Below are 26,162 nucleotides of genomic sequence, written 5' to 3' on the forward strand. Positions count from 1 at the left end.
CTCATCGCTCCTCGCCGCCGATCTCGATCGCCTGTTCGATGCCGCTGACGTAGATCCAGCCGGCGTCGGCGCGGCCGGTGCGGCCGTGGCGCCGGATCACCTCGACGGCGCCGGCGACCTGCGCGTCGTCGCAGCATAGTTCGATCTGCATCTCCTCGACGACCGGCTCGCCGAGCTCGACCGAGTAGCGCTGCTCGCGCGCGCTGAGCGCGTGCAGCGTACCCTTCACGTCGAACACGCTGACGCGCTCGAAACCGCTGTCGCGCAACCCGCGCAGCAGATCGCTGACGCAGTGGCGATGCACGAAGGCCTTGACCTGTTTCATGCCGACCTCCCGCCGCCGGAAGGCGTCGCCCGATCCCTGCGCTCGCCGCGGCTCTCCAGCCATTCGTACAGCACCGGCAGCAGGATCAGGGTCAACAGCGTCGAACTGATCAGGCCGCCGACGACCACCGTCGCGAGCGGCCGCTGCGTCTCCGCGCCGACGCCGCTGGACAGGAGCATCGGCACCAGGCCGAGGATCGCCACGCTCGCCGTCATCAGCACCGGCCGCAGGCGCAGCGCGGTGCCTTGCAGCACCGCCTCGCGCGGGCTGCGGCCCTTGTCGCGCAGCTCGTTGAGGAAGCTGACCAGCACGATGCCGTTGAGCATCGCGACGCCGAACACCGCGATGAAGCCGATCGCCGACGGCACCGACAGGTACTGTCCGGTGACGAACAGCGCGATCAGGCCGCCGATCGTCGCGAACGGCACGTTGGCGAGGATCAACGCGGCGTAGCGGATCGAGTTGAACGCGGTGTAGAGCAGCACGAAGATGAAGAAGATCGTGACCGGCACGATGATCGACAGTTTGGCCAGCGCGCGCTGCTGGTTCTCGAACGCGCCGCCCCACTCGGTCCAGTAGCCGCTCGGCAACGTCACCGCCTGCACGACGGCCGCATTCGCCTCGTTGACGAAGCCGTCGATGTCGCGCCCGCGCACGTCCATCTGGATCACCGCGTAGCGCTGCAACTGCTCGCGGCGCACGAAGGAATAGCCCTCGGCGACGTCCACCGTCGCCACCGCGGACAGCGGCACGATCGCGCCGGCGGAGGTCTTCAGCGGGATGCGCCGGAGGTCCTCGACCGAACGGCGCGTGTCGTCGTCGAGCCGCACCGCGATGTCGAAGCGGCGCACGCCGTCGAGCAGCACGCTGACCGGTTCGCCGCCGAGCCCGTTGCGCACGATGGTCAGCACGTCCTCGGCGTTCATGCCGTACTGCGCCAGCGCCGCGCGATCGACCGCGATGCGGATCTGCGGTTTGCCGACGTTCGCCTCCAGCGACAGATCGGCGACGCCGGGCACCTTCGCCAGCACGTTCTTGATGCGGCCGCTCAGGCGGTCGAGTTCGCCCAGGTCCGTGCCGTAGAGCTTCAAGGCCAGCGTCGCGCGCACGCCGGAGATCAATTCCTCCACACGCATCTGGATCGGTTGCGTGTAGCCCGGCACCACGTTCGGCACCTTCTTTTCCAGCACCTCCTGCATCGCTTCCTCGAGCTGCTTGAGGGTGCGGCCGCTCTTCCACTCCTCCGGCGGCTTCAGTGCGGTGTAGATCTCCATGTAGTTGACGTCGGCGGTCTCGCCCTTCTCGGCGCGGCCGATCATCGCCAGCGTGCTGTCGACTTCGGGGAACTCCTTGAAGGCGTCGGCGATGACCTTGCTGGTGCGGATCGATTCGTCGAGCGAGGTCGACGGAATGCCGGTCACGCGCCACATGATCGAGCCTTCCTGCAACTGCGGCATGAACTCCTTGCCGAGGAACGGAAACAGCGCGAGGCTGGCGAGCAGGGCGACGACGGCGATCGCCACGACGCGCTTGCGGTACGCCAGCGCGCGTTCGAGCAGCGGCCGGTACGCGCGCTTGATCTTCGCCACCAGCCAGGTGTCTCGCTCTTCCTTGGGCTTCAAGATCAGCGAGGCCAGCACCGGGATCAACGTCAGGCTGAGCACCAGCGATCCGGCCATCGCGAAGGCGATGTTGAAGGCCATCGGCTTGAACATCTTGCCTTCCAGCCCGTCGAGGCTGAACAGCGGCAGGAACACCACGATGATGATCAGGATCGCGAACGCGATCGGATTGGCGACTTCCTTCGCAGCGGCGAGCACGGCGGATGTCCGATCGACGTTGTCCCCGTGCTCCTTGCGTTCGGCCATGATGCGGAACGCGTTCTCGACCATCACCACCGCGCCGTCGACCATCATGCCGATGCCGATCGCCAGGCCCGCCAGCGACATCAGGTTCGCCGACAGGCCGAACTGGCCCATGCCGATGAAGGCGATCAACATCGCCAGCGGCAAGGTGACGATGACGACCAGCGCGGAGCGCAGCTCGCCGAGGAACAGGAACAGGATCAGCGCGACCAGCAGCGAGCCTTCGACCAGCGCGCGCGTAGCGGTGCCGACGGCCTTGTTGACCAGGTCCGTGCGTTCGTAGATGGGCTCGAGCACCATTCCGTCGGGCAGCGCGCTGCGCACCACGTCGAGCTTGCTCTTGACCGCCTCGACGACGTTCTTCGCGTTTTCGCCGATGCGCGCCAGCGCCATGCCGAGCACGACCTCCTCGCCGTCGCGCGTGACCGCGCCGAAGCGCGGCGCCGGCGCTTCGACGACCTCGGCGACGTCGCGCAGGTACACCGGCACGCCGTCTTCGGCCTTCAGAACGATCGCGCCGATGTCGTCGGTGCTCTTCAGCAGGCCGAGGCCGCGCACCAGGAACTGCTCGCGGCCGACGTCCATCACGTTGCCGCCGACCTGGCCGTTGTTCTCCGGCAGAGCCTTGATCACGTCGCCGAACCCCAGCCCCCGCGCGTACAGCTTCTGCGGGTCGATGCGCACCTGGAACTGGCGCTCGCCGCCGCCCCAGGAGCTGACGTCGTCGACGCCCTTGGCGGTGCGCAGGATCAGGCGCACGGTCCACTCCTGCCAGGTACGCAGGTCCATGTCGCTGACCTGTTCGCGGCCGACGCCGGGCGCGCGCTCGACCGTGTACCAGAACACCTGGCCGAGGCCGGAGGTGTTCGGCCCCATGCCCGGCTTGCCGTAGCCCTCCGGCAGGCGGTCGCCGATTTCCTGCAGGCGCTCGTTGACGAGCTGGCGCGCGAAGTAGATGTCCATGTCGTCGTCGAAGTAGACCGACACGTAGGACAGGCCGAACAGGCTGACCGAGCGGATCTCCTGCACTTTCGGCAGGCCGGCCAGCGCCGATTCGACCGGCGTGGTCAGCAGCAGCTCGACGTCCTCGGCGGCGAGGCCGGGCGATTCGGTGTAGACGTTGACCTGCGCCGGCGTCACGTCCGGGAACGCGTCGATCGGCACTTCGCGCACCGCGCGCGCGCCGAGGAACGCGACCACGGCGAAGGTGATCAGCACGAGGAACTTGTAGCGCAGGGAGAGTTCGACGAGGCGGTTCAGCATGCTGCACCTCGCTGCATCGTTCTCCGCGAAGCGGAGCCGCGGCTTCTCCCTTCTCCCGCTAGCGGGATCGACGGCCGCCTTCCGGCGGCCGGAGGATGCCGGAGAACGGGACGGGCGAACCAAGCAGCCATCCCTGGCGCGCCATCCCGTCGGCATCCTGCCTCAGCCTCAGCCGCTCGTAGCGGCTTCGACCTCACCCGCGCTTTCGGCACGACCTCTCCCGCAAGCGGGAGAGGTAATCGGGCTGGAACGCGCGTTCCGGAGGTGCAGTACCGCAGGCGTCCGCCGTCAGTGCCCATGACCTTCCCCGAGCTGCGCCTTCAGCAATTGCGCCTTCATCTCGAACGCGCCCTCGACCACGATCGTGTCGCCGGCCTTGAGCCCTTCGCGGATCACCGTCGCATCGCCGATGACCTCGCCTGCGCGCACCGGTGCCGGCGCGAACGCGCCTTCGGCGTCGCGGCGGAACACCACCGTCTCGCCGTCCATCTGCACCAGCGCGCTGCTCGGCACGCCCAGCGCCTGCGCGCCCTGCCCTGCCTCGGCGTCGAGGAACACCTCGACGTAGTCGCCGCCGTGCAGGCGGTCCTCGGCGTTCGGCACTTCGATGCGCACGACCGCGTTGCGCGTGGCTTCGGAGGTACGGTGCGCCGCGCGCATGACCTTGCCGCTGATGCGCACGCCGCCGGCGACGACGGTGGCGCTGCTGCCGACCGGCACGCGCGCGACCGTGCCGGCCGGAAGCTTCGCGTCGACCCACACGACCGATTCGTCGACCAGCCGATACAAGGCGCGGCCCGGCTCGATGCGCTCGCCGACCACGAAACTGTCCTCGGTGATGCGTCCGGCGTGCGGCGCGGCCAGCGTGAACTGGCCGTTCGCGCCACCGCCGGCCGCGCCGGGCAGACCGTACGCCTGCGCCTTGGCGCGGGCGCGGTCGAGCGCGATTTTCGCCTCGGAAATGCGCCGTCCGGCGACGGCTTCGCGGCCGAGCGCGGAGACGCGCTTCCATTCCTGTTCGGCCACGCGCAGTTCCGCCTGCGCGTCGGACACTTCCACGCTGGTCAGCGTGACCAGTGGCGTTCCCGCCGCGACCTCATCGCCGAGCTTGGCGTGGCGACGCACCACCAGCGACACCACGCGCGGCGTGATCAAGGTGGTGCCGTAGGCGTCGTCGAGTACTTCGCCGGGTGCGCGCAACTGCTCGCCCGGCACGTTCTGCGCGACTTCCGCGGTGCGAATGCCGGCCGCCTGCAGTGCCGCGGCGTCCATGCGCACGACGCGCGCGCCCTCGCCTTCCTCGTGCCCGCCTTGTTCCTCGGCGTGCTCGTTCGACGGCGGCTTGGCTTCGCCCCTGGTTTCGCCTCGCTCGGTCGGCGCAGCGGGCTGCGGCGATTTCGAGCAGGCGGACAAGGCGAGCGCCAGGGCGGCGCTGATCAGGATCGTTCGAATCGGTGTCATCGTCGGCGTGCTCATCGAATGGATTCCAGGCCGACCCAGCGCTCGAACCGGTTGCCGGCGACGAGGTAGTCGGCGTAGTTGCGCCACAAGCGTGCTTCGAGTTCGGCGCCGGCCAGCGCGGTGTCGAGCGTCTGCTTGACCTGCAGCAGGTAGTCGGACGTGGACAGCTCGCCTTCACGCCAGGAGCGCTCCAGCAGCTGCGCGCGACGCGCGACCTCGGTGCCGCGGCTGCTCTTCCAGCTCTGCCAGGCGACGAGCGTGGCGGCGTAGCTGTCGACCGCCTTGCGCCGCTCGGCGCCGAGTTCCAGCCGCACGCGCTCGGCTTCGGCAGCGGACGCGTCGGCGTCCGCGCGCGCGGCGGCCACTTCGGCGCGATGGTTGTTGCGCACGAACAGCGGAATGCTGATCGAAACGCCGAACACGTCGTCCTTCACGCCGTTCTCGCCGTAGCGGATGCGGCCGCCGCTGAGGCTCAGCGTCGGATCGGGTACACGGTTACGCTCGGCCACGGCGATCTCGCGCTCGGCGGCGATGCGCGCGGAGTCGGCGATCTGCCATTCCGACAACTGCTGCAGCGACTCTTCGCCGAGCGGCAGCGGCGCCGGCGCGTCGTCGGGCAGCGGCAGGTCGGCGACGCGCTGCGGCTCGCTGCCGAGCGCGCGCAGGCGCGCCTCGGCCTCGGCACGTTCGGCGACCAGCACCGATTGCGCTGCACCGGCCTCGTCGCGCGCGAGCGCGGCGACGTCGCGGTCGAGGCCGGAGATGTCGTCGGCCTCGAACTGCTTCACCGCCAGATCGGCGAAGCGCGTCATCAGCGCGACGCGCTGCTCGCCGGTCGTCACGCGACGCTCCGCCGCGCTCCAGTCGATCCAGGCGTCGAACCAGCGCCGCGCGAAATCGCGCCGGCTGCGCCGCGCCTCGGCTTCGGACAAGGTCAGCAGCGCCGCGGCAGCGTTCTCGCGCGCACGCCGCTTGCCGCCGATGTCCAGCGCCAGGGCCAGTCCGGCCGAACTGGTGCGATCGACGCCTTCGCCGCTGCGCGTCAGTTCGACTTCGGGGTTGTACAAGGGCTTGCCGGCCGCCTCCAGGCGCGCCTGCGCCGCGGCCAGCTGCGCCTGCACGGCGCGGTAGTTGGGGTGCTGCTGCCAGGCGGCCTGCAGCGCGCCGCGCACGGATTCGGGCGCGGTTTCCGAGGCCGGGCGCGCCTCGCGCGCGACCACGGCACAGCACAACGCGGCAGCGAACGCCGCCGATGAACGGAACATGGATGTCCTCCGAGAATGGCCGGGAGCGGGCCGGCCAGCGGCCCGCGGCTGACGCGTCAGGTCAGGCGGCTATCGGGGGACGCAGCAGATTGGAAGGATGCGCTTCGGGTGGCGACGGCGGCGCGTGCGCCGCGACCAGCACGTGCGTGTCGAACGCGAACGCGACCAGCGTGGCCGACGGCAGCACCGGCGCGTGCACGCAGCAATGCGCGGCGTGCAGCACGTCGTGCAGCAACGAACCGCCGTCGCCGCGCTCGGGCGTGGTCGCCTGCGCGCCGGCGTCGGCCGCGTGACCGTCGTCGCCGGCCTGCGCCGTCATCGCATGCGCGAGATCGTGCAGGTCGCATGCGAACAGCATCGTCGGCTGGATCGTCAGGCACAGCAGCGCCAGCACGAGCCAAACGGCGCGGCCACGACGTCCCGAAGAGCGAATCCAGCGGATCATCGGGCAAGCCTAGCCGGCGGACGCAGCGCTACACAATTACGCTGCCGCGAGGACGGATCAGTCCTTGATCGGATAGACGTCCGCGCCGGGCTTCAGGTCACCGATCACGTCGACACCCTTCGGCGGCGTGAACTTGAACGTCGCGGCGGGCAGGTTCGGATTGCGCTTCCAGTCGGCGAAGCGGATCTCGGTGGTGTTGCCGAGCTGGTCCTTGAAGCGCATGCGCACGAGGCCGGCCGCGTCGAAGCCCAGTTCGGCGTACTCGAATTCCGGTTCCTTCGCCTTCGAGGTCAGCTTGAGCCAGACCAGCCCTTCGCGCTCGCCGCCTTCGCCGGACGCGAACTGGCTGTCCAGCTGCGACAGATCGGTCAGCACGGTCAGCGGACTGTGCGCTTCCTCGGAGCTTTGATTGCGCACCGAGACCTGCTGCAGGTCCGGCTCGTAGATCCACACGCGCTCGCCATCGGCGACGATGGTCTGCTGGTACGGCTCCTTCGTCTCCCAGCGGAACTGCCGCGGCGCCTCCAGCGACAGCGCACCGCGCGATTCGTCGCCGCGATGGCCGTTGGCGTCGGTGACGGTCTGCGCGAACTGCGCGGTGACCGAGCGCAGTCCCTTCGAGAACGCTTCCATGCGCGCGCGGGCGGAATCGGCGGCCTGGGCGGCGAGACAGAACGGCAACAGCAGCAGCACGGCGACGAAGCGCATGGAGGGGATCCGGAGCGAAAGCGGAAGGCGATTATCCGCGCTGCGGCTGAACGCTGCACGGATCGGCGAAGCCCGCCGTCGTGCCAGAATCCATCCCGTCCGCGTCCCATTCGCCGCCCCGGAGTTCCGCCATGTCCGCCGCCTCCTACCGTTCGCGCGTGTTCGCGTCCCTCGCACTGTGTCTGGCCCCGGGCTTAGCCGGCGCCGACGTCGTCTGCATGCCGGAGCAGAACATCGACGTGCCGCAGACCGGCGAAGGCGTCTACGTCAACCTGATGACCGGCCAGCACGCCGGCGCCGAAAGCCTGGTGCCCGGCTTCGATTTCGACCCGTACGCCGCGCAGAACAGCGATCCGGCGGACCAGCTCAAGTTCTACTGGGGCTCGTCCAGCAACGGCGGCGCCGGCGTCGCCAGTGCCGGCGATACCTACGCCGTGCTCGCGCCGGGCGACATCATCGGCGCGACCTCGCTGTTCACGCGCGCCGGCTTCACCGGCGACACCTCGGCCTGGCAGGCCGGCGTCGCCGACGGCTATCTCGGCGTCCGCTTCAAGAACGAAACGACCACGCTGATCAACTACGGCTGGATCCATTTCTCGACCACGGCGCCGCTCGGCTTCCCCGCCACGATCCTCGACTGGTGCTACGAAGACGGCGGCGGCGAGATCGAGATTCCGGCCGTGCCGAGCGACACGATCTTCTGCGACGGCTTCGACGAACTGGCCTGTCCCGCGACCGACGCGGCGCCGTGAATCGACGCCGCGCTCAGTTCGCCGTCGACGCGGCGGAAACGTCCTTTTCCACCAGCCGGTCCTGCAGCAGGCCGGCGCGCTCGAGCTGCCGATACGCGATCGCGGCGAGATGCGAATGCACGCGCTTGAGATCGCGCAGGACGCGCAGGTAGACGTCGCCGCCGTGCCCGTTCGAGCGGCGCTCGCGCAGTTCGCGCAGGTGCCGGTCCGAAGCCTCGTTCTCGATCCGCCACAGCACGCCCTTCAGTGCGGCGAGCTTCTGCGCGGCGCGCAGGTCGCCGCGCAGGAACACCGCCAGCGCCAGCGGCAGGCTCTGCATCACCTGCGCGTGCAGATGGGCCAGGTCCTGGATGTCGTCCGCGGAGAAGTCCTGGCCGCTCTGCGCCTGCTTCGCCGCGAACTCCACCAGATTGTTGGCGGTGATGTCGCCGATGTGCTCGAGGTTGAGCACGAAGGCGAGGATCTCCTGGCTGCGTTCGCCGTCCTCCTCGTTCAGTGCCTCGCCGCCGAGATCGGCGAGATAGGCGCGGATCGCCGCGCCGAGGTCGTCGAGCGCGGCGTCGGTGCGGCTGATCGCGGTGGCGCGGCGGTGGTCGTCCTTGCCGAACACGCCGACCAGGTCCTTCAGCATGCGCTCGACCATGTCGGCCATGCGCATCGCCTCGCGCGCGGCGTTCGACAGCGCGACGCCGGGCGAATCCAGCGCCGCTTCGTCGAGGTGCTGCGGCAGGCCGGGATCGTCCGGCCGCGGCGGCTCCGGCAGCAAGCGCACGAGCAGGCGCGCGAACGCGTCGAGCGGCAGCAGGAACACGATCGCCAGCGCGAGATTGAACGCGGTGTGGAAGTTGACCGCCGCACGTGCCGGGCCGCCGCCGTATGCGAGCAGCGCGTCGGCGATCGGCTGCAGGAACGGCAGGCACAGCACGCAGCCGATCAGGCGCACGAGCAGATTGCCGAGCGGCAGGCGCCGCGCGACGGGCGTATCGGCGTCGACCAGCGGCGCCAGCGTGCCGCCGAGGTTGGCGCCGAGCACGAGCGCCAGCGCGCCCGCCGCGTCGACCGTGCCGGCGCTCGCCAGCGACACGATCAACAGCACGATCGCCACGCTGGAATGGCAGGCCCAGGTGAGCAGCGCCGCCACCAGCATCGCCAGCACCGGCTCGCCGGTCAGCGCGTGCAGCACGGCGCGCAACGCCTCGGCGTTCTCCATCGGCATCAGCGACTGCACCAGCAGATGCAGCGCCAGCAGCATCAGCCCGAGCCCGATCGCGACGCGCCCGAGGTTCTGGTAGCGCACCTCCTCGCTGCGCCGGTAGACGGTCACGCCGACCAGCACCAGCAGCGGCGCGATCGCGGCGATGTCGAAGGACATCACCTGCACGATCAGCGTCGTGCCGACGTTCGCGCCGAGCATCACCGCGAGGCCGGGCGCGAGGCCGAGGAAGCCGTTCGCCGCGAACGACGAGGCCATCAGCCCGGTCGCGGTACTGCTCTGCAGCAGCGCGGTGATGCCGAGACCGAACGCGAACGCCGAGGCGCGGTGGCCGAGGTAGCGGCCCAGCCAGCGGCGCAACGCGCTGCCGTATCCGCGCAGCACGCCGCGCGTGACCATGTGCGTGCCCCACAGGAGCAGCGCGACGTAGCCGGCGATGTCGAACAACGCGAGCGTTCCTTTCATGAAGCACCTCCGCGGCCGGGACTTGCCGGCCGGTTGCAGGTTTTCGTCCCGTACGACTCGACCGGCGGAACACCTCGCCCGCCGGTGGAATCCCGCTCTCGTATCTTCATCCCGGCGAACGTCGGAATGACGCAACGAGAGTCGTTGCCGCGCCTGCCCCGAGCGGATCGAGACTCCGTCAAAGCCAGCGACCGTAGCGGCGGATGTACCAGACTTTGACCGCCTGCGTCAGGCCGCAATAGCAGAGCAGCGTCAGCGCCAGCCAGCCGAAGTACGCCGACGGCAGCGGCACCATGCCGATCTTCGCGCCGAGCGAGGTGAATGGCAGGAGCATGCCCGCGAGCATGATCGTCGCCGTCAGCGACAGCACCGGCGCGGCCGCCCAGCTCTGCACGAACGGGATGCGCCGCGTGCGGATCATGTGCACGATCAAGGTCTGCGACAGCAGCCCCTCGACGAACCAGCCGGACTGGAACAGCGCCGCCTGCGCCGGCGAGTCGGCGCCGAACACGTACCACATCAGCAGGAACGTGGTGAGGTCGAAGATCGAGCTGATCGGGCCGATCCGCACCATGAAGCGGCCGATGTCGCCGGCGTCCCAGCGCTGCGGCTTGTGCAGATAGTCCTCGTCCATGCGGTCGAACGGAATCGACAGCTGCGACAGGTCGTACAGCAGGTTCTGCACCAGCAGCTGCAACGGCAGCATCGGCAGGAACGGCAGGAACGCGCTCGCGATCAGCACGCTGAACACGTTGCCGAAGTTCGAGCTGGCCGTCATCTTGATGTACTTCATGATGTTGCCGAAGGTGACGCGGCCCTCGATCACGCCCTCCTCGAGCACCATCAGGTTCTTCTCGAGCAGGATGATGTCGGCCGATTCCTTGGCGATGTCGGTCGCGGTGTCGACCGAGATGCCGACGTCGGCCTCGCGCAGCGCCGGCGCGTCGTTGATGCCGTCGCCGAGGAAGCCGACCGTGTGGCCGCTGCGCTGCAGCGACTTGACCACGCGCGCCTTCTGCAGCGGCGACATCTTCGCGAACACGGTCGTGCGCAGCACCAGCGCGTCCAGCGCGGAGTCGTCGAGCGATTCGACCTCCGCACCGCGCACCGAGTGCGCGACGTCGAGCCCGACCTCGGCGCAGATCTTGCGCGTCACCGCCTCGTTGTCGCCGGTGACGACCTTGACCGCGACGCCGTGCTGGCGCAGCGCGGCGATCGCCGACGCGGCGGTGTCCTTCGGGGGATCGAGGAAGGCGAGGCAGCCGACCGCGATCAGCCCGTCCTCGTCGGCGACGCCGTAGGCGCGCCCGGCCGGCGGCTGCCGTTTGATCGCGACGACCAGTACGCGCAGACCGTCGTCGTTGAGCCGCCGTGCGACCGCGCGGATCGCGCGGCGACGCTCGTCGGTGATCGGCTCGACGCGCTCGCCGACCTTCTCGAACGCGCTGATCGCCAGCATTTCCTCGACCGCGCCCTTGCACACCAGCAGTTCGCCGCCGGCGCCGTCCTCCAGCACGACCGACATGCGGCGGCGCTGGAAGTCGAACGGAATCTCGTCGACGACGCGGTAGCGCTGGGCGAGGTGGTCGAGGTCGCGATGCGCGAGCACCGCCTTGTCCATCAGGTTCTTCAGGCCGGTCTGGAAATGGCTGTTGAGCCAGCCGTAGGCGAGCACGTCCTCGTCGTCGTCGCCGTCGAGGTCGAGGTGGCGCTCGAGCACGATCCTGTCCAGCGTCAGCGTGCCGGTCTTGTCCGTGCACAGCACGTCCATCGCGCCGAAGTTCTGGATCGCGTCGAGGCGCTTGACCACCACCTTGCGGCGCGACATCGCCAGCGCGCCCTTGGCCAGGTTCGCGCTGACGATCATCGGCAGCATCTCCGGCGTCAGGCCGACCGCGACCGACAGCGCGAACAGGAACGCCTGCAGCCAGTCGCCCTTGTCGACGCCGTTGATGACGAACACCACCGGCACCATCACCGCCATGAAGCGGATCAGCAGCCACGACACACTGTTCACACCGCGGTCGAAGCTGGTCTGCGCACGCTGGCCGACGATGCTGCGCGCGAGCGAGCCGAGATAGGTCAGCCGGCCGGTGCCGACGACGACGCCGGTGGCGGTGCCGCTGACGACGTTGGTGCCCATGTAGCACACGCTCGGCAGGTCGAGCGGGCTGTCCAGCGCGTCGTGGCGCTCCTGCACCTCGCGCGGGATCGCCTGCGGCGCGCTCTTCTCCACCGGCAGCGATTCGCCGGTCAGGATCGCCTGGCTGACGAACAGGTCCTTGGCGCCGAGCAGGCGCAGGTCGGCCGGCACCATGTCGCCGGCGGCGAGATGCACGATGTCGCCGGGCACCAGTTCGGCGACCGGCACTTCGATGCGCTCGGAGTGCCCGTCCTCGGCGCGGCGCGTGACGGTGGCGGTGTTGCGCACCATCGCCTTCAGACGCTCGGCGTCGCGCGCCGAACGAAACTCCTGCGTGAAGCGCAGCAGCACGCTCACCGCGACCATGACGCCGATGATGATCGGCCCGGTCGGATCGTCCGCCTCGGTGAGGAGCTGCACGACGGCCAGCGCCAGCAGCACGACGATGAACGGATTGGCGAACGCGCGCAGGAGTTGCAGCGTCCAGTGCGGCGGCTTCTCGTGGGCGACTTCGTTGAAGCCGTCGCGCTCGAGACGGCGTTCGATCTCGGCCGCGCCGAGGCCGTCCACGTCGCTGCCGAGCGCCGCCAGCAGCGCGCTGTTGTGGCGATAGGCTTCCTGGGCGACGGCGATGTGCAGGCGCGCGGCGGGCTTGCGCGCGGCATTCTTGGTTTCTTGGTTCAGCATGGCTCGCGTTCCGTAGAGGTTCGCCGCGCAGCGGCGCCGGACGCGAGCCGGCCGGGTCAGGACGACCCTGGCGGGCGCACGTCGGGCGGACGCGTGCGGGCGTGGAAGGGAAAAAGCGCCGGGGGCGGTTTCGAGTCGTCGGGCATGGCGATCAGCGACTCGTCGGAGCGGACGCGGGGTCGCGCCGGCAGTCGGAGGCGACGTCCCAATGGCAGGCCGGCAGACGGCTGCGCGGATCGAGCGTCCAGTGCGCCGACAGATCGGCGCGCCGCGGTTCGCGCAGCGGCGGCGGCACGGTGGCGCGATAGCGCGGGCGGTCGCGCCGCGCGAGGCCGAGAAAAGCGAGAAGACCGCCGCGCGCACGCGACGGGAACAGCCGGGTGTGGAGCTTCATGGCTCACCTCACGTATTGCCGACGGCAACCGTGGAGGCGAGCCGGACTTCCCTAGTCGAGGAAAGTGCCGGCCGACCCTGGCGGATCGCCGCAGGCGCCGAGTTGGATTTGCGACGCCGCCATCCGATGCTCGCGGAGGTCGGCGCTGCGACTAGGGTGGTCGTCCATATCGTCAGTGGTGGATGACAAGGGCCGCGGCGGCGTGGCGCCGTGCGGCGGCGCGGATTCTCTGCCTCGAAAAAGGGGCCGTCAATCCCCGGCGCAAAAAAAAAAATCCGCATCGCCCGGCGGTGCGGATCTTCGTGTGTCGTGCGACGCGGCGCGTCGGCACCCGAACGTGGGACGGTCGCTTACCGCTCCGGCGGCGGCGGCGCGAGCACGGTGCGGTTGCCGTTGGATTCGGCGGCGCTGACCACGCCGTCCTGCTCCATCTTCTCGATCATGCGCGCGGCGCGGTTGTAGCCGATCTTCAGGCGCCGCTGCACGCCGGAAATCGACGCGCGGCGCGATTCGGTCACGATCGCGACGGCCTGGTCGTAGAGCTCGTCGTAGTCGCCGCCGTTCTCGCCGTCGGAGGCGTCCTCGGGCAGGCCGGATTCGCCGATCACCTTGCCGTTGCCGAGCGACTGCACTTCCTCGAGCACGCCTTCGATGTAGTCCGGCTCGCCCTGCGCCTTCAGCCATTCGACCACCTTGTGCACCTCGTGGTCGTCGACGAAGGCGCCGTGCACGCGCTCCGGCGCGGCGGTGCCGGGCGGCAGGTAGAGCATGTCGCCGTGGCCGAGCAGCGTTTCCGCACCGCTCTGATCGAGGATCGTGCGCGAGTCGATCTTGGAGGACACCTGGAACGCGATGCGCGTCGGGATGTTGGCCTTGATCAGGCCGGTGATGACGTCGACCGACGGGCGCTGGGTGGCGAGCACCAGATGCACGCCGGCCGCGCGCGCCTTCTGCGCCAGGCGCGCGATGAGTTCCTCGACCTTCTTGCCGACGATCATCATCATGTCGGCGAACTCGTCGATGATGACGACGATGTACGGCAGCGGCTGCAACGGCTCGGCCACGCGCGACGGCTGCGAGGCGTCCGGGCGGAACATAGGATCGAGCAGCGGCTGGCCGGCGTCGTCGGCGTCCTTCACCTTCTTGTTGAAGCCGGCGAGGTTGCGCACGCCGACCGCGGCCATCAGCTTGTAGCGCCGCTCCATCTCGGCCACGCACCAGCGCAGCGCGTTGGCCGCTTCCTTCATGTCGGTGACGACCGGCGCGAGCAGATGCGGGATGCCCTGGTACACGGACAACTCCAGCATCTTCGGGTCGATCATGATCATGCGCACGTCGCGCGCGCTGGCCTTGTAGAGCAGGCTCAGCACCATCGCGTTCAGCGCCACCGACTTGCCGGAACCGGTGGTGCCGGCGACGAGCAGGTGCGGCATCTTCTGCAGGTCGACCACGACCGGCGCGCCGCCGATGTCCTTGCCGAGCGCGAGCGCGAGCGGCGACTTCAGCGCGTCATACTTGCCCGAACTCAGGATCTCCGACAGGTACACGATCTCGCGATTCGTGTTGGGGATCTCCAGGCCGATCACCGATTTGCCCGGAATCACGTCGACCACGCGCACGCTGACCACCGACAAGCCGCGCGCGATGTCCTTGTCGAGGCTGGAGATCTGGCTGCCCTTGATGCCGGGCGCCGGCTGCATCTCGAAACGCGTGATGACCGGTCCCGGATGCGCGCTGACCACCTGCGCCTCGATGCGGAAGTCCTTCAGCTTGAACTCGACCTGGCGCGACAGCGCCTCCAGGGTTTCTTCCGAATAGCCCTTGGCCTGCGGCTTGGGCTCGTCGAGCAGCGACAGCGGCGGCACCTCGCCTTCGCTCGACGCGCCGGCGAACAGCGGAATCTGCGTCTCGCGCTTGGCGCGCTCGCTCTTCTCGATCGGCGCGATCACCGGCTCGATCTTGACCGGCTCGCGCTTGGCCTGTTTGATCGTCTCGACCTTGCGCACGACCTCGCGCTCGGCGCGTGCCTCGCGCGCGGCGTTCCAGTCCTCGGCCTTGCGCATCTTGCTGGCGACGTTGCTGCCGGCGCCGAGCAGGAAGCGGCCGATCACGTCCATCACCTTGAACCACGACAAGCCGGTCGCCAGCGTGATCGCGATCAGCAGCAGCGCGAGCAGGAACAAGCCGGCGCCGAGCGGGCCGAAGCTGTGCGTCAGGCCGCCGCCGATGGCACGCCCGAGCACACCGCCGCCGCCGGCGGGCAGCACGCTGGGGCCGTGCGAGTTCAGATAGGCGAGGCCTGGCGCGGCGACGAAGAACGCGACGAAACCGATCAGCCGCAGCGCCGGCTCCAGCGGCGAGCGCTCCTCGGTGGTGGCGCCGCGCAGCACCACCGCGCCGACGGTCAGCAGCAGGATTGGCAAGGTGTAGGCGACGATGCCGATCAGGAAGAATTCGAGATCGGCGATCCACGCGCCGAACGCGCCGCCGAAGTTGCGGATCGCCAGGGCCGGGTCGCCGGCATGCGAAAAGCCGGGATCCTGCGCGTTGTAGGTCAGCAGGCAGGCGAACAGGTAGACCGCCAGCGGAAGCAGCAGCAGGAACGCCGCCTCGCGCAGGCGCTTGTGCCATTGCTCGTTGAGTCGGGGCGTCGGTTTGGATTCTTTGAGTACGCGTGCCACTCGTACAATCTACCCGAATTTCCCGCTACAAGACATTGAGTGAATTGAAAAGATTTCGACACCGGCGAATATCGACGTCATTTCCCGCGACTACGGGAATCCAAAGCGCCATTGCGAATGGATGCCCGCATTCGCGGGCATGACGTCGAGGAGAATCTTCCCGTCGAGTGGGCGATCAGCCCTTCAGCGCCGGATGGACGATCTTGCCGCCCTCGACGTTGATGCCCTTCTTCAGCGGCTCGAACTTCTTCCAGTTCTTGTCCGAGGCGAGGCGGTTCACGTACGGCAGGATCGCCGCGCAGATCGCCTGCGAGGAGGTCTGCGGCACCGCGCCCGGCATGTTGGTCACGCAGAAGTGCGTGACGCCGTCGACGACGTAGGTCGGCTCGGCCCAAGTGGTCGCCTTGGAGGTCTCGAAGCAACCGCCCTGGTCGATCGAGATGTCCACCAGCACCGAGCCCGGCTCCATCGACTTGACCATCTCGCGCGTCACCACGCGCGGCGCCTTCGCGCTCGGGATCAGCACCGCGCCGATGACCAGGTCGGCGTTCTTGATCTCGCGCGCGACGGTTTCCTCGTACGGGTACAGCGCGGTCACGTTCGGCGCGAGGTTCATCATCTCGCGCAGGCGGTCCTGGCGCTTCTCGAACACGATCACGTTGGCGCCGCCGGCGGCGGCCAGTTCGGCCGAGTTGCGGCCGGCCGCGCCGGCGCCGAACACGATGACCTTGCCGCGCTCGGTCGACGGCAGGCCGCCGAGCAGCTTGCCCTTGCCGCCTTCCGGCTGATGCAGGAGATGCGTGCCGACCTGCGTCGCGATGCGGCCGGCGATGATCGACATCGGCGCCAGCAGCGGCAGCGTGCCGTCGGTGTCCTCGACCGACTCGAAGGCGACGCCGGTCAGGCCGATCTCGAGCAGGCGCTGGGTCAGCTTCGGCTCGGCGGCGAGATGCAGGTAGCAGAACAGCAGGTGATCCTTGCGCAGCAGCTTGAGGTCGCCGGCGATCGGCTCCTTCACCTTGACGATCAGCTCGCCCGCCTCGTACAGCTTCTTCGCCGTCGCCGCGATCTTCACGCCGACGCGCTCGAAGTCCTCGTCCTTGAAGCCGCTCTTGATGCCGGCTCCGGCCTGCACGTAGACCTCGTGGCCGCGGCTCACGAGATCGCCGCACGCAGCCGGCACGAGCGCGACGCGCCCTTCCAGGGTCTTGGTTTCCGAAGGCACACCGATACGCATTGCAGGATTCCTCTTGGGGACGTTCAGCCGATCACGGACGGCGCCTTGAATCGCGGCGGCGTTCCCTCCATTCTCCGGCTTCCCCGCATGACCGCAGGCCGCTGCGCGGCCCTGTCGGAGTGCTGGGGAGAATCGGACCCGCCGGCGATGGATTTTTCGCGCCGGTGCCGGAAGAAAACGCCACGAATCGGTCGCCTCGAAAGCGGCCCGGATTATACATGACGACCGCCAAGCACTCGCGCCTGATCATTCTCGGTTCCGGCCCCGCCGGCTACACCGCCGCGGTGTACGCCGCGCGCGCCAATCTCAAGCCCACGCTGATCACCGGACTCGCCCAGGGCGGCCAGCTGATGACGACCACCGACGTCGACAACTGGCCCGGCGACGTCGAGGGCCTGCAGGGACCGGACCTGATGCGCCGCATGGCCGAACACGCCGAGCGCTTCAACACCGAGATGGTGTTCGACCACATCCACAGCACCGACCTGTCGCAGCGGCCGTTCCGCCTCAAGGGCGACGCCGGCGAATACACCTGCGACGCGCTGATCATCGCCACCGGCGCGACCGCGAAGTACCTCGGAATCCGCTCGGAAGAACACTTCAAAGGCAAGGGCGTATCCGCCTGCGCCACCTGCGACGGCTTCTTCTTCCGCGAGCAGGACGTCGCCGTGATCGGCGGCGGCAACACCGCCGTCGAGGAGGCGCTGTACCTGTCCAACATCTGCCGCAAGGTCACGCTGGTGCACCGCCGCGACAAGCTGCGCGCCGAGAAGATCATGCAGGACAAGCTGTTCGAGAAGCAGCGCGCCGGCAAGATCGACATCATCTGGAACCACGCGGTCGACGACGTGCTCGGCGACGACGCCGGCGTCACCGGCCTGCGCCTGCGCGACACCGAGAGCGGCGCGACGCGCGAGATCGCCGTCACCGGCGCGTTCATCGCGATCGGCCACACGCCGAACACCTCGATCTTCGAAGGCCAGCTCGAGATGAGCAACGGCTACATCAAGATCCAGACCGGCCTCGCCGGCGGCGCCACCGCGGCCAGCGTGCCGGGCGTGTTCGCGGCCGGCGACGTCGCCGACCAGGTCTACCGCCAGGCGGTGACCTCGGCCGGCTTCGGCTGCATGGCGGCGCTGGATGCCGAGAAGTACCTCGACAAGGGCTGACGCGGAAACCGCCCCCGACGCATGAGCCGCGAAGGACACGAAGAGCAGGCGCCGATTCTTTCCGCTTCTCCTCGCGTCCTTCGCGCCCCCGTCATCGCTTCCGCTCCCGACGCACTCTCGTGAAGGCCCGCTTCCACGGACGGCTCGACGACCTCCCGGCCGATGCCTGGAACGCGCTGCGCGCGGACGACAATCCGTTCCTCGAGCACGCCTTTCTCGCCGGCCTCGAGCGGCACGGCTGCATCGACGCGCGCACCGGCTGGCAGCCGCACCACCTCGGCGTGTATGACGGCGAGCGGCTGGTCGCCGCGGCGCCGTTGTATCTGAAGGGCAATTCGCACGGCGAGTTCGTGTTCGACTGGTCGTGGGCGCACGCCTACGAGCAGCACGGCCTGGACTACTACCCGAAACTGCTCTGCGCAGTGCCCTATTCGCCGGTGACCGGGCCGCGCCTGCTGGTCGACCACGGCACCGACGCGAACGCGTTGCGCGCGACGCTGATCGCGCTGCTGCGCGGCGAGGCCGAGCGCCTGCGCCTGTCGTCGGCGCACCTGAATTTCGCCACCGGCGAGGATGCGGCGGCGTTCGCCGGCGCGGACTGGCTGCCGCGCTTCGACTGGCAGTTCCATTGGCGCAACGCGGCGTCGGAGAGCAGCGCCGGCTGGCGCGATTTCGACGACTTCCTCGCCGCGCTCAACCACAAGAAGCGCAAGAACATCCGCCAGGAACGCGCGCGCGTCGCGCGCGCCGGCGTCGTGTGCGAGATCCGCCACGGCGACGAGCTCGACGACGCCGAGTGGCAGGCGCTGCACGATTTCTACCTCGCCACCTTCGACGACAAGGGCAACTACGCGGCGCTGACGCTGGATTTCTTCCGCCATCTCGGCCGCAGCATGCCGCGCAAGGTCGTCGCCGTGCTGTGCCGGCGCGGCGACCGGCTGATCGCCGGCGCGCTGATGCTGCGCAGTTCGACCACGCTGTACGGACGCTACTGGGGCGCGCTGGAGACGGTCGAAGCGCTGCACTTCGAAGCCTGCTACTACCAGGGCATCGAATACTGCCTGCGCGAAGGACTGACCCTGTTCGAGCCCGGCGCGCAGGGCGAGCACAAGCTCGCGCGCGGCTTCCTGCCGACGCGCACGCACTCGTTCCACTGGGTCGCCGACCCGCGCTTTCGCCAGGCGATCGCCGAGGCGCTGCGACGCGAAGCGCAGGCGCTGCACGAGTATCGCGACGACCTGCTCGCGCATTCGCCGTTCGCCCGCCACGCGGCGGAGCCGGCGTGATCCGCCTGCCCTTCCTCGATCCCGCCAGGCCGGATGCGTTTCCGCCGGCCGAGCGCGCATTGCGCGAGCCCGACGGCCTGCTCGCCGCCGGCGGCGACCTGTCGCCCGAGCGGCTGCTCGCCGCGTACCGGCGCGGCATCTTTCCGTGGTACTCCGACGGCGAGCCGATCCTGTGGTGGTCGCCGGCGCGGCGCACGCTGTTCGACACGCGCGCGATGCACGTGCCGCGCCGGCTCGCGCGCTGGCTGCGCCACTGCGCCTGGACGATCCGCGCGGACCACGCGTTCGGCGAGGTGATGCGCGCCTGCGCCGCGCCGCGCGCGAAGCAGCGCGGCACCTGGATCACGGCGGAGATGCTCGACGCGTACGAACGCCTGCACGCGCTCGGCCATGCGCATTCGGTCGAGGCCTGGGACGGGGAGCGGCTGGTCGGCGGCATCTACGGCGTCGCGCTCGGACGCATGTTCTTCGGCGAGTCGATGTTCAGCGTGGAGAACAACGGCTCCAAGGTTGCCCTGCTCGGCCTCGCCGCCGCGCTGCGCGGCTGGGGCTGGCCGCTGCTCGATGCGCAGGTCGCGTCGGACCACCTGTTCACGCTCGGCGCCTTCGAGTGGCCGCGCGAGGAATTCCTGCCCCGCGTCGCCGAGCTGACCGCGCTGGACGCCGAAGGCGGCGCGTGGACCGGGCGGCCGCTGCCGCAGCCGCGCGAACTCGTCGGCGTCGCGTGATGCCCGATCGCCCGGTCGCGACGGCGATAGCTTGATCCATCAAATGAGAATAACTATCATTTGCGAAAACTAGCGGGCCAGCGCGCGACTCCGCCCGCGGCAAGGCGCCGCGCAGTGCCCGCGGCGCACGCCCACCCTTCGGTCCAGGCCTCCCGCCCGCTGTGCTCACCGCCGCAGGAGCGACACCCAGACACATCACTCCCCCCGGGACATCCTGCCGTCTCCCCTGCAACGGCCTTCCATACCAAAATGTACAGTTCTGCCCGCTCCGATGCCCCGCTCCGTTCCGAGATGACCCCGCACGCCGTCGCACGCGTCACCCACGTCCACCACTGGAACGACAGCCTGTTCTCGTTCCGCACCACGCGCGATCCCGGCCTGCGCTTCGTCAGCGGTCAGTTCCTGATGATCGGCCTACCCGTCGACGGCCGTCCGCTGATGCGCGCCTACAGCATCGCCAGTCCGGCCTGGGCGGAGCATCTGGAGTTCTTCAGCATCAAGGTCGAGCACGGCCAGCTCACCTCGCGCCTGCAGCACCTGCAGGTCGGCGACGAGATCCTGGTCAGCCGCAAGCCGACCGGCACCCTGGTGCTGCACGACCTGCACCCGGGCAAGCACCTGTACCTGCTCGGCACCGGCACCGGGCTCGCGCCGTTCGTCGGCCTGATCCAGGACCCCGACGTGCTGGAATCCTACGATCGCATCGTGCTCGCCCACGGCGTGCGCGAGACCGCCGATCTCGCCTACGCCGAATTCATCGAGCGCGAACTGCCCCAGCACGAGTTCCTCGGCGAGCTCGTGCGCGAGAAGCTGATCTACCTGCCGAGCGTGACGCGCGAGCGCTTCCGCACGCAGGGGCGCCTGACCGAGCTGATCGCCGACGGCCGCCTGGCGGAACTGGCCGGACTGCCGCCGCTGCATCCGGCGCGCGACCGCCTGATGATCTGCGGCAGTCCGACGATGCTGTCGGATACGCGCACGCTGCTCGACCAGCGCGGCTTCACCGCTTCGCCACGCTCGGGGCATCCGGGCGACTACGTTTTCGAGCGGGCTTTCGTCGAGAAATAACCGCGCCGATCGACCCGATCCGACCGCTTTGCTTCACCCCAGGCCGCGATCGTGGCAGAATCGCGCGCCTTTCTGGGCCGTCCGGCCCCGCAGAACCCAAGGGAACAATGTCCAAAGACGACGTCATCGAGATGGAAGGGACGATCCTCGAAACCCTTCCGAACACGGTGTTCCGCGTGAAGCTCGAGAACGGTCACGTGGTCACGGCCCACATCTCCGGCCGCATGCGCAAGAACTACATCCGCATCCTGACCGGCGACAAGGTCAAGGTCGAGATGACCCCGTATGACCTGACCAAGGGCCGCATCACCTACCGCATGAGGTAGGACCGGTGGGCTGTCCGCTTCGCGCCGGTCTGCTCGCCACGCTCGTCGCCGCTGCCGGTTGTGCGCATGCCCCGGCGAGCGACACCGCACCCACCACCGCCCAACTCGTCGGAACCTGGCACGGCAACGCCGTGATGCTGGGCGATCCCCAATTGCGCGGCGACGACCTGCAAGTGACCAATGCCGACGGCAGTTTCGTTGCGTACTTCCGGCTGTGCCGCAACGGAACGCTGCGCGAAGTCGTCGTGGAAAGCGGCCGCTGGGAATATGCGGACGGTGTCGTGAAAACGACCACCCAGACGGTCAACGGACGGAGCGTTCCCCCGGACGACTACTTCATCGAGCGATATCGCGCGAGCACGTCCGGCAGCGGACGCCTTCGCCTGGTTTCGCTCAAGACTCACGACGTGTTCGACAAGCGCCGCGTCGACACGCCGGGCTTCACCCTGCCGACGGACCCTTGCACCATGGCGGTCCAGAAACCGGGGATTTGACCCGCAAGCTCGTCCATCGCCGGCCTCCACATCGCGACCCACTGCAAGTTCGCGTCCGTTCGGCGATAGTTCCACTTTCCTGCCGTCATCCATCGGGGGCTGAGCGAACGCGATGTCGCCGACTGCCAACGCCTACCGCTGCGGCGACTTCCTGATCGACCCCGACACGCGCGAGCTGCTGCGCGGCGGCGAGCGGCTCGCCTTGCCGGCCAAATCCTTCGACTGCGTCGTCTACCTGTTGCAGCAGCGCGACCGCGCGGTCGGCCGCGACGAACTGATCGCCGCCGTCTGGGGACGCGTCGACGTCAGCGACAGCGTGCTGAACCAGACCATCCTGCACGCACGGCGCGCGTTCGAGGACACCGGCCGCGAGCAGCAGTACATCCGCACCGTGGTCGGCTACGGCTATCGCTGGGTCGCGCCGACCGTGTCCGCGCCGAGCGCTCCCGTCGCCGCGGCGCCCCCGGAAATCGCTGCCGTCGTGGCGCCGGTCGCCGCGGCCACGCCGGTGCGCCGGCGTTCGCCGCGGCGCCTGCTGCTCGTCGTGGCGGCCCTTTCGCTCGTCGCCGCGATCGCCGCCGCCTGGTTCGCGCTCGATCGCCGCGCGCACGACACGCGCAGCAGCGACGCCGCCGCGCGCACGAACGACGCCGTGCTGGTGCTGCCGGCACTCGTCGGCGACACGCCCGACGCGCCGTGGATGCGCCTCGGCCTGATGGATCTGATCGCCGAACGCCTGCGCAGCAGCGGACGCAAGGTGGTCGCCAGCGACAACGTGGTCGAACTCGCGCGCGCCTTCGACACCGCCGATCCGGCCGAACTCGCACGGCTCGCCGCCGCCGCTTCCGCCGCGCTGGTGCTCGAGCCGCAGGTGTCGCGCGACGGCGAGCGCTGGCAGGTGAACCTGCGCGCGGTGTACGGCCAGCCCGCGTCGCTGGCGGCGAGCGGCGTCGCCGACGACGCGCCGGCCGCCGCCACCGCCGCTGCCGACGATCTCGCCGCGCAGCTCGGACTCGCCCGGCCCGCACGCCTCGGCGACGCCGGCGCACCGTCGCTGCGCACGCTGCTGCTGCAGGTCGAGGCGGCGACCTTGAACGACCGGCTCGACGAGGCGCGCGCGCTGATCGAGCGAGCGCCGCCGGGCGAACGCGATCAGCCCGAAGTCGTGTTCCGGCTCGCCAAGATCGACGCGCAGGCCGGCCATCTCGACGCGGCCACGGCGTCGCTGACGCGGCTGCGCGACCAGGTCACCGCCGAGCGCGACGCGGTGCTGCGCGCGCGCGTGCTCGACGCACTCGGCGTGATCGCCTTGCGCCGCAACGATCCGGCTACCGCCGAGCCGCTGCATGCCGAGTCGATCCATCTGCTCGCCGACAGCGGCAACCAGCACCAGCTCGGCAAGGCCTACGCCGACCGCGCTGCCGCCCGGATGGCGCTGCGCCGGGACGAGGAAGCTCTGGCCGACTTCGCCAGCGCGCGCCTCGCGCTGAGCAATGCCGGCGACAGCCTGTCGCTGACCTTCGTCGATTCGAATTTCGGTGCGTTCGAGCTGCTGCGCGACCGCCAGGCCGAGGCGATTCCGATCCTGGAACGCGCCGCCGCGCGCTTCGAGTCGCTGCGTGTCCACTACGCCGCGCTGAACGCCTGGGACGCCGTCGCGCAGGCGCGCCTGATCCTGCTCGATCCGGCCACCGCCGCGACGATCGAGCCGCGCCTGCGCGATCTGTCGGCGCGCGTGAACGACCCGCGCTCGCGACTGACGGCCGGCCTGACGCGGGTCGAGATCCTCGACGCCAACGGCACGCTGCGTGCCGCCGACGAGCTGTTCGAATCGCTGCAGGACGAGCTCGTCCGTCTCGGCGACGCCATTCTGCAGGGCCGCGCCGAGGCGATCGAGGCGCGCCGCCTGCTCGCCGCCGGCAACGCCAGCCGCGCCGCGGTCGCTGCCGGGCACGCTTTCGCGCGACTCGACCAGCCCGACGATTCGCGCCAGCGCCTGCGCAACGGGCTGACGCTGGTGCGCGCGCAGATCGCGGCGCGCGACTTCGACGCCGCCGCAGCCAGTCTCGCCCGCTTCGCGGCGCAGAGCGAAAACGACGGCGCGGCCGGCACGGTGTACGCGACCTTGGCGAAAGCCGAACTCGCCGCCGCACGCGGCGACGCCGACACTGCGCGGACGGCATTCGAGCAGGCGCTGGCCGCAGCCGACCAGGGCCGCGTCCCGCTCGATCTGCTGCAGGTCGTCGACGCATATGCGTCATGGCTGATCACCACGCGCGCCACCGAACGCGCCAGCGCGGTGGCCGAGCGCGTCGCGCCGTGGGCGGCGCAGAGCTATCCGGCTTCGCTGCTGCAACTGCGGCTCTACCACAGCGCCGGTTCCGGCCCGGCCTGGCGCACCGCGCTGATCCGCACGCGCGCGCTGGCCGGCGAGCGGGTCGTTCCGGCGCTGCTGCAAGGCTCGCCCTGAACGTGGCGCTGCACGTCGGAGCGGAGCGTGAAGAGCCGGACGCGGATTGACGCGGATCAACACGGATAGAGCAATCCAAGAAAGATATTTTCTTGATCCGCGTCGATCCATGTTGATCCGCGTCCGACGCTCTCGTTGCCGGGCATCAACCGCGGCATGCGTGCACATGGCAATGCGACGCGAACGCGGATTTTAGGCGATGGGAATGTGGTGCCCGGCGTTTGCTGGCAGCCTGCTGCCGACTCCGATGGGCTCGCCCGTCGCCGACCAGGCCGCACCGTCCATGCGCACCGCTGCACGAACGCTCTCCGCCGCATTCAACACCGTACTCGCCCTGACCGCCCTGTCGGCGCCCGCCGCGGAGGCCGCGGAGGCATGGGCCGAACAGAAGGTCAGCGCCGCGGACGGCAGCCCCGGCGACAATTTCGGCTGCTCGCTGGCGATTTCGGGCGACACCGCCGTGATCGGCGCCTACGTGGCGACGGTCGACCATCCGGCGCAAGGTGCCGTCTACGTCTACACGCGCGCCGACGGCGCCTGGACGCCGACGCAGAAGCTCGTCGCCGCCGACGGTGCGGAACTGGACCAGTTCGGCGAGGCAATCGCGCTCGACGGCGACACTCTGCTGATCAGCGCGAACGGCGCACACGTCGGCGGCGGCCGCTTCGCCGGCGCGGTGTACGTATTCACGCGCGGCGGCGACGGCGTCTGGAGCGAGACGCAGAAGCTCACCGCTGGCGACGCCGCGGAGTACGACAACTTCGGCTGGTCGGTGGCGCTGTCGGGAACCACCGCGCTGATCGGCGCGCCGTACGCCGACGTCGCCGGACGCAGCGACCAGGGCGCGGCCTACGTGTTCTCGCTGGCCGGCGGAAACTGGAGCGAAGTCGCCAAGCTGGCCGCTACCGATGGCGCCGCCGACGAGCATTTCGGCCGCGCCGTCGCGATCGAGGGACAGGCGGCGCTGATCGGCGCCGCCGACGCGACCGTCGACGGCAACGCCGCGCAAGGCGCCACCTACGCGTTCGACGAGAGCGGCGGCGTCTGGCATGAGAGCCAGAAGCTGGCCGGCAGCGGCGGCGCCGCGTTCGACGGCTACGGCCAGGCGGTGGCGATCTCCGGCGACGCCGCGCTGATCGGCGCACCGCTGAAGGAAGTCGCCTACGTGCTCGTGCGCGCGGACGGCCTCTGGCAGGAACGGCAACTCCTCGCCGGCAGCGACGCGCCCGACAACACGCGCTACTTCGGCTACGCGCTCGACCTGGAAGGCGCGCAGGCGATCGTCGGCGCGTTCGACGTCGACGTCGACGGCCGCCAGTACCAGGGCGCCGCCTACGTGTTCGACCTCGACGGCGGCGCCTGGGCGGAAACGCGGCGGCTGGTCGCCAGCGACGGCGCGGCGCACGAGAACTTCGGCCTGGCGGTCGGTATCTCCAGCGGCGTCGCGCTCGCCGGCGCGTACCACGCCGGCGTCGGCGCGCATGCCGAGCAGGGCGCCGCGTACTTCTATGCCGCGGGCGATGCGATCTTCGCCGATGGTTTCGACGGCTCGCTGCGAGACGCTCGGTCGCTGGCGCAGCGGGCGCGGTAGGAGACCCGCGGAACGTCGTCATTCCCGTGCATCGAGCGCACGGCGAAGCCGGCCCGAAGCTCAGGCCGATGCGGGGCGAAAAAAAAAGCCGCGGCGGTCCGCGGCTTTTCGTCGGAACCCGGCGAC

At 69.6% G+C, this 26,162-nt stretch carries 20 protein-coding genes; 9 read left to right on the plus strand and 11 right to left on the minus strand.

Translation table 11 applies throughout. The annotated features are described in order from the left end of the window. Position 1: 1 nt before the first annotated feature. The 6 genes from J7520_RS09275 to lolA all read right to left on the minus strand — a co-directional run bounded on the left by J7520_RS09275 (position 2) and on the right by lolA (position 7,332). Positions 2-325, minus strand: coding sequence for a P-II family nitrogen regulator (locus tag J7520_RS09275; protein ID WP_291187127.1), 324 nt, complete (start codon positions 323-325; stop codon positions 2-4). Continuing rightward, a complete protein-coding gene (locus J7520_RS09280) occupies positions 322-3,453 on the minus strand; it encodes a CusA/CzcA family heavy metal efflux RND transporter (RefSeq protein WP_291187130.1) in 3,132 nt (1,043 codons plus the stop codon). Before J7520_RS09280 ends, J7520_RS09275 begins: the two co-directional genes overlap by 4 nt. A 288-nt stretch (positions 3,454-3,741) precedes the next feature. Then, positions 3,742-4,929: an efflux RND transporter periplasmic adaptor subunit gene (locus J7520_RS09285; RefSeq protein ID WP_291187133.1), complete on the minus strand. Its 1,188-nt coding sequence runs from the start codon at positions 4,927-4,929 to the stop codon at positions 3,742-3,744. Next, a complete protein-coding gene (locus J7520_RS09290; protein ID WP_291187136.1) occupies positions 4,926-6,179 on the minus strand; it encodes a TolC family protein in 1,254 nt (417 codons plus the stop codon). The genes J7520_RS09285 and J7520_RS09290 overlap by 4 nt, the downstream gene beginning before the upstream one ends. A 61-nt stretch (positions 6,180-6,240) precedes the next feature. Then, entirely contained in the window at positions 6,241-6,624 is a 384-nt protein-coding gene (locus tag J7520_RS09295) for a hypothetical protein (RefSeq protein WP_291187139.1), read from the minus strand. 57 nt (positions 6,625-6,681) lie between these two features. After that, complete coding sequence (lolA, locus tag J7520_RS09300; RefSeq protein WP_291187141.1) at positions 6,682-7,332, minus strand: outer membrane lipoprotein chaperone LolA; 651 nt, start codon at positions 7,330-7,332, stop codon at positions 6,682-6,684. Between the two features lie 131 nt (positions 7,333-7,463). On the opposite strand from lolA, the gene J7520_RS09305 reads away from it, so the two are divergent. Then, on the plus strand, positions 7,464-8,084 hold the full coding sequence (locus tag J7520_RS09305) for a hypothetical protein (RefSeq protein ID WP_291187144.1): 621 nt from the start codon (positions 7,464-7,466) through the stop codon (positions 8,082-8,084). Positions 8,085-8,097: 13 nt separating this feature from the next. On the opposite strand, the gene J7520_RS09310 is transcribed toward J7520_RS09305, so the two are convergent. The 5 genes from J7520_RS09310 to ald all read right to left on the minus strand — a co-directional run bounded on the left by J7520_RS09310 (position 8,098) and on the right by ald (position 16,904). Continuing rightward, positions 8,098-9,762, minus strand: a complete 1,665-nt coding sequence (locus J7520_RS09310; protein WP_291187147.1) for a Na/Pi cotransporter family protein — start codon at positions 9,760-9,762, stop codon at positions 8,098-8,100. Positions 9,763-9,940: 178 nt separating this feature from the next. Beyond that, complete coding sequence (gene mgtA / locus J7520_RS09315; protein ID WP_291187150.1) at positions 9,941-12,592, minus strand: magnesium-translocating P-type ATPase; 2,652 nt, start codon at positions 12,590-12,592, stop codon at positions 9,941-9,943. 151 nt (positions 12,593-12,743) lie between these two features. Further along, positions 12,744-12,986, minus strand: coding sequence for a hypothetical protein (locus J7520_RS09320; protein ID WP_291187153.1), 243 nt, complete (start codon positions 12,984-12,986; stop codon positions 12,744-12,746). Between the two features lie 350 nt (positions 12,987-13,336). After that, complete coding sequence (locus J7520_RS09325) at positions 13,337-15,604, minus strand: DNA translocase FtsK (protein WP_291187791.1); 2,268 nt, start codon at positions 15,602-15,604, stop codon at positions 13,337-13,339. Positions 15,605-15,842: 238 nt separating this feature from the next. Further along, entirely contained in the window at positions 15,843-16,904 is a 1,062-nt protein-coding gene (ald, locus tag J7520_RS09330; RefSeq protein ID WP_291187156.1) for an alanine dehydrogenase, read from the minus strand. 218 nt (positions 16,905-17,122) lie between these two features. On the opposite strand from ald, the gene trxB reads away from it, so the two are divergent. The 8 genes from trxB to J7520_RS09370 all read left to right on the plus strand — a co-directional run bounded on the left by trxB (position 17,123) and on the right by J7520_RS09370 (position 26,036). Then, positions 17,123-18,073: a thioredoxin-disulfide reductase gene (gene trxB / locus J7520_RS09335; protein WP_291187158.1), complete on the plus strand. Its 951-nt coding sequence runs from the start codon at positions 17,123-17,125 to the stop codon at positions 18,071-18,073. A gap of 119 nt (positions 18,074-18,192) precedes the next feature. Next, on the plus strand, positions 18,193-19,359 hold the full coding sequence (locus tag J7520_RS09340) for a GNAT family N-acetyltransferase (RefSeq protein ID WP_291187160.1): 1,167 nt from the start codon (positions 18,193-18,195) through the stop codon (positions 19,357-19,359). Then, complete coding sequence (gene aat, locus J7520_RS09345) at positions 19,356-20,087, plus strand: leucyl/phenylalanyl-tRNA--protein transferase (RefSeq protein WP_291187163.1); 732 nt, start codon at positions 19,356-19,358, stop codon at positions 20,085-20,087. Before J7520_RS09340 ends, aat begins: the two co-directional genes overlap by 4 nt. Positions 20,088-20,378: 291 nt before the next feature. Beyond that, the gene (locus tag J7520_RS09350; RefSeq protein WP_291187166.1) at positions 20,379-21,155 is read left to right on the plus strand and encodes a ferredoxin--NADP reductase; all 777 of its coding nucleotides are present in this window, start codon (positions 20,379-20,381) and stop codon (positions 21,153-21,155) included. Between the two features lie 107 nt (positions 21,156-21,262). Beyond that, positions 21,263-21,481, plus strand: a complete 219-nt coding sequence (infA, locus tag J7520_RS09355; RefSeq protein WP_291187169.1) for a translation initiation factor IF-1 — start codon at positions 21,263-21,265, stop codon at positions 21,479-21,481. Positions 21,482-21,486: 5 nt separating this feature from the next. Further along, positions 21,487-21,975: a hypothetical protein gene (locus J7520_RS09360; protein ID WP_291187172.1), complete on the plus strand. Its 489-nt coding sequence runs from the start codon at positions 21,487-21,489 to the stop codon at positions 21,973-21,975. A gap of 112 nt (positions 21,976-22,087) precedes the next feature. Further along, positions 22,088-24,445, plus strand: a complete 2,358-nt coding sequence (locus J7520_RS09365) for a transcriptional regulator (protein WP_291187174.1) — start codon at positions 22,088-22,090, stop codon at positions 24,443-24,445. 283 nt (positions 24,446-24,728) lie between these two features. Continuing rightward, complete coding sequence (locus J7520_RS09370; RefSeq protein ID WP_291187176.1) at positions 24,729-26,036, plus strand: hypothetical protein; 1,308 nt, start codon at positions 24,729-24,731, stop codon at positions 26,034-26,036. Positions 26,037-26,162: the final 126 nt, after the last annotated feature.

Origin of the sequence: Dokdonella sp. (genome assembly GCF_017744955.1) — a bacterium.
Taxonomy (GTDB): domain Bacteria; phylum Pseudomonadota; class Gammaproteobacteria; order Xanthomonadales; family Rhodanobacteraceae; genus Dokdonella_A.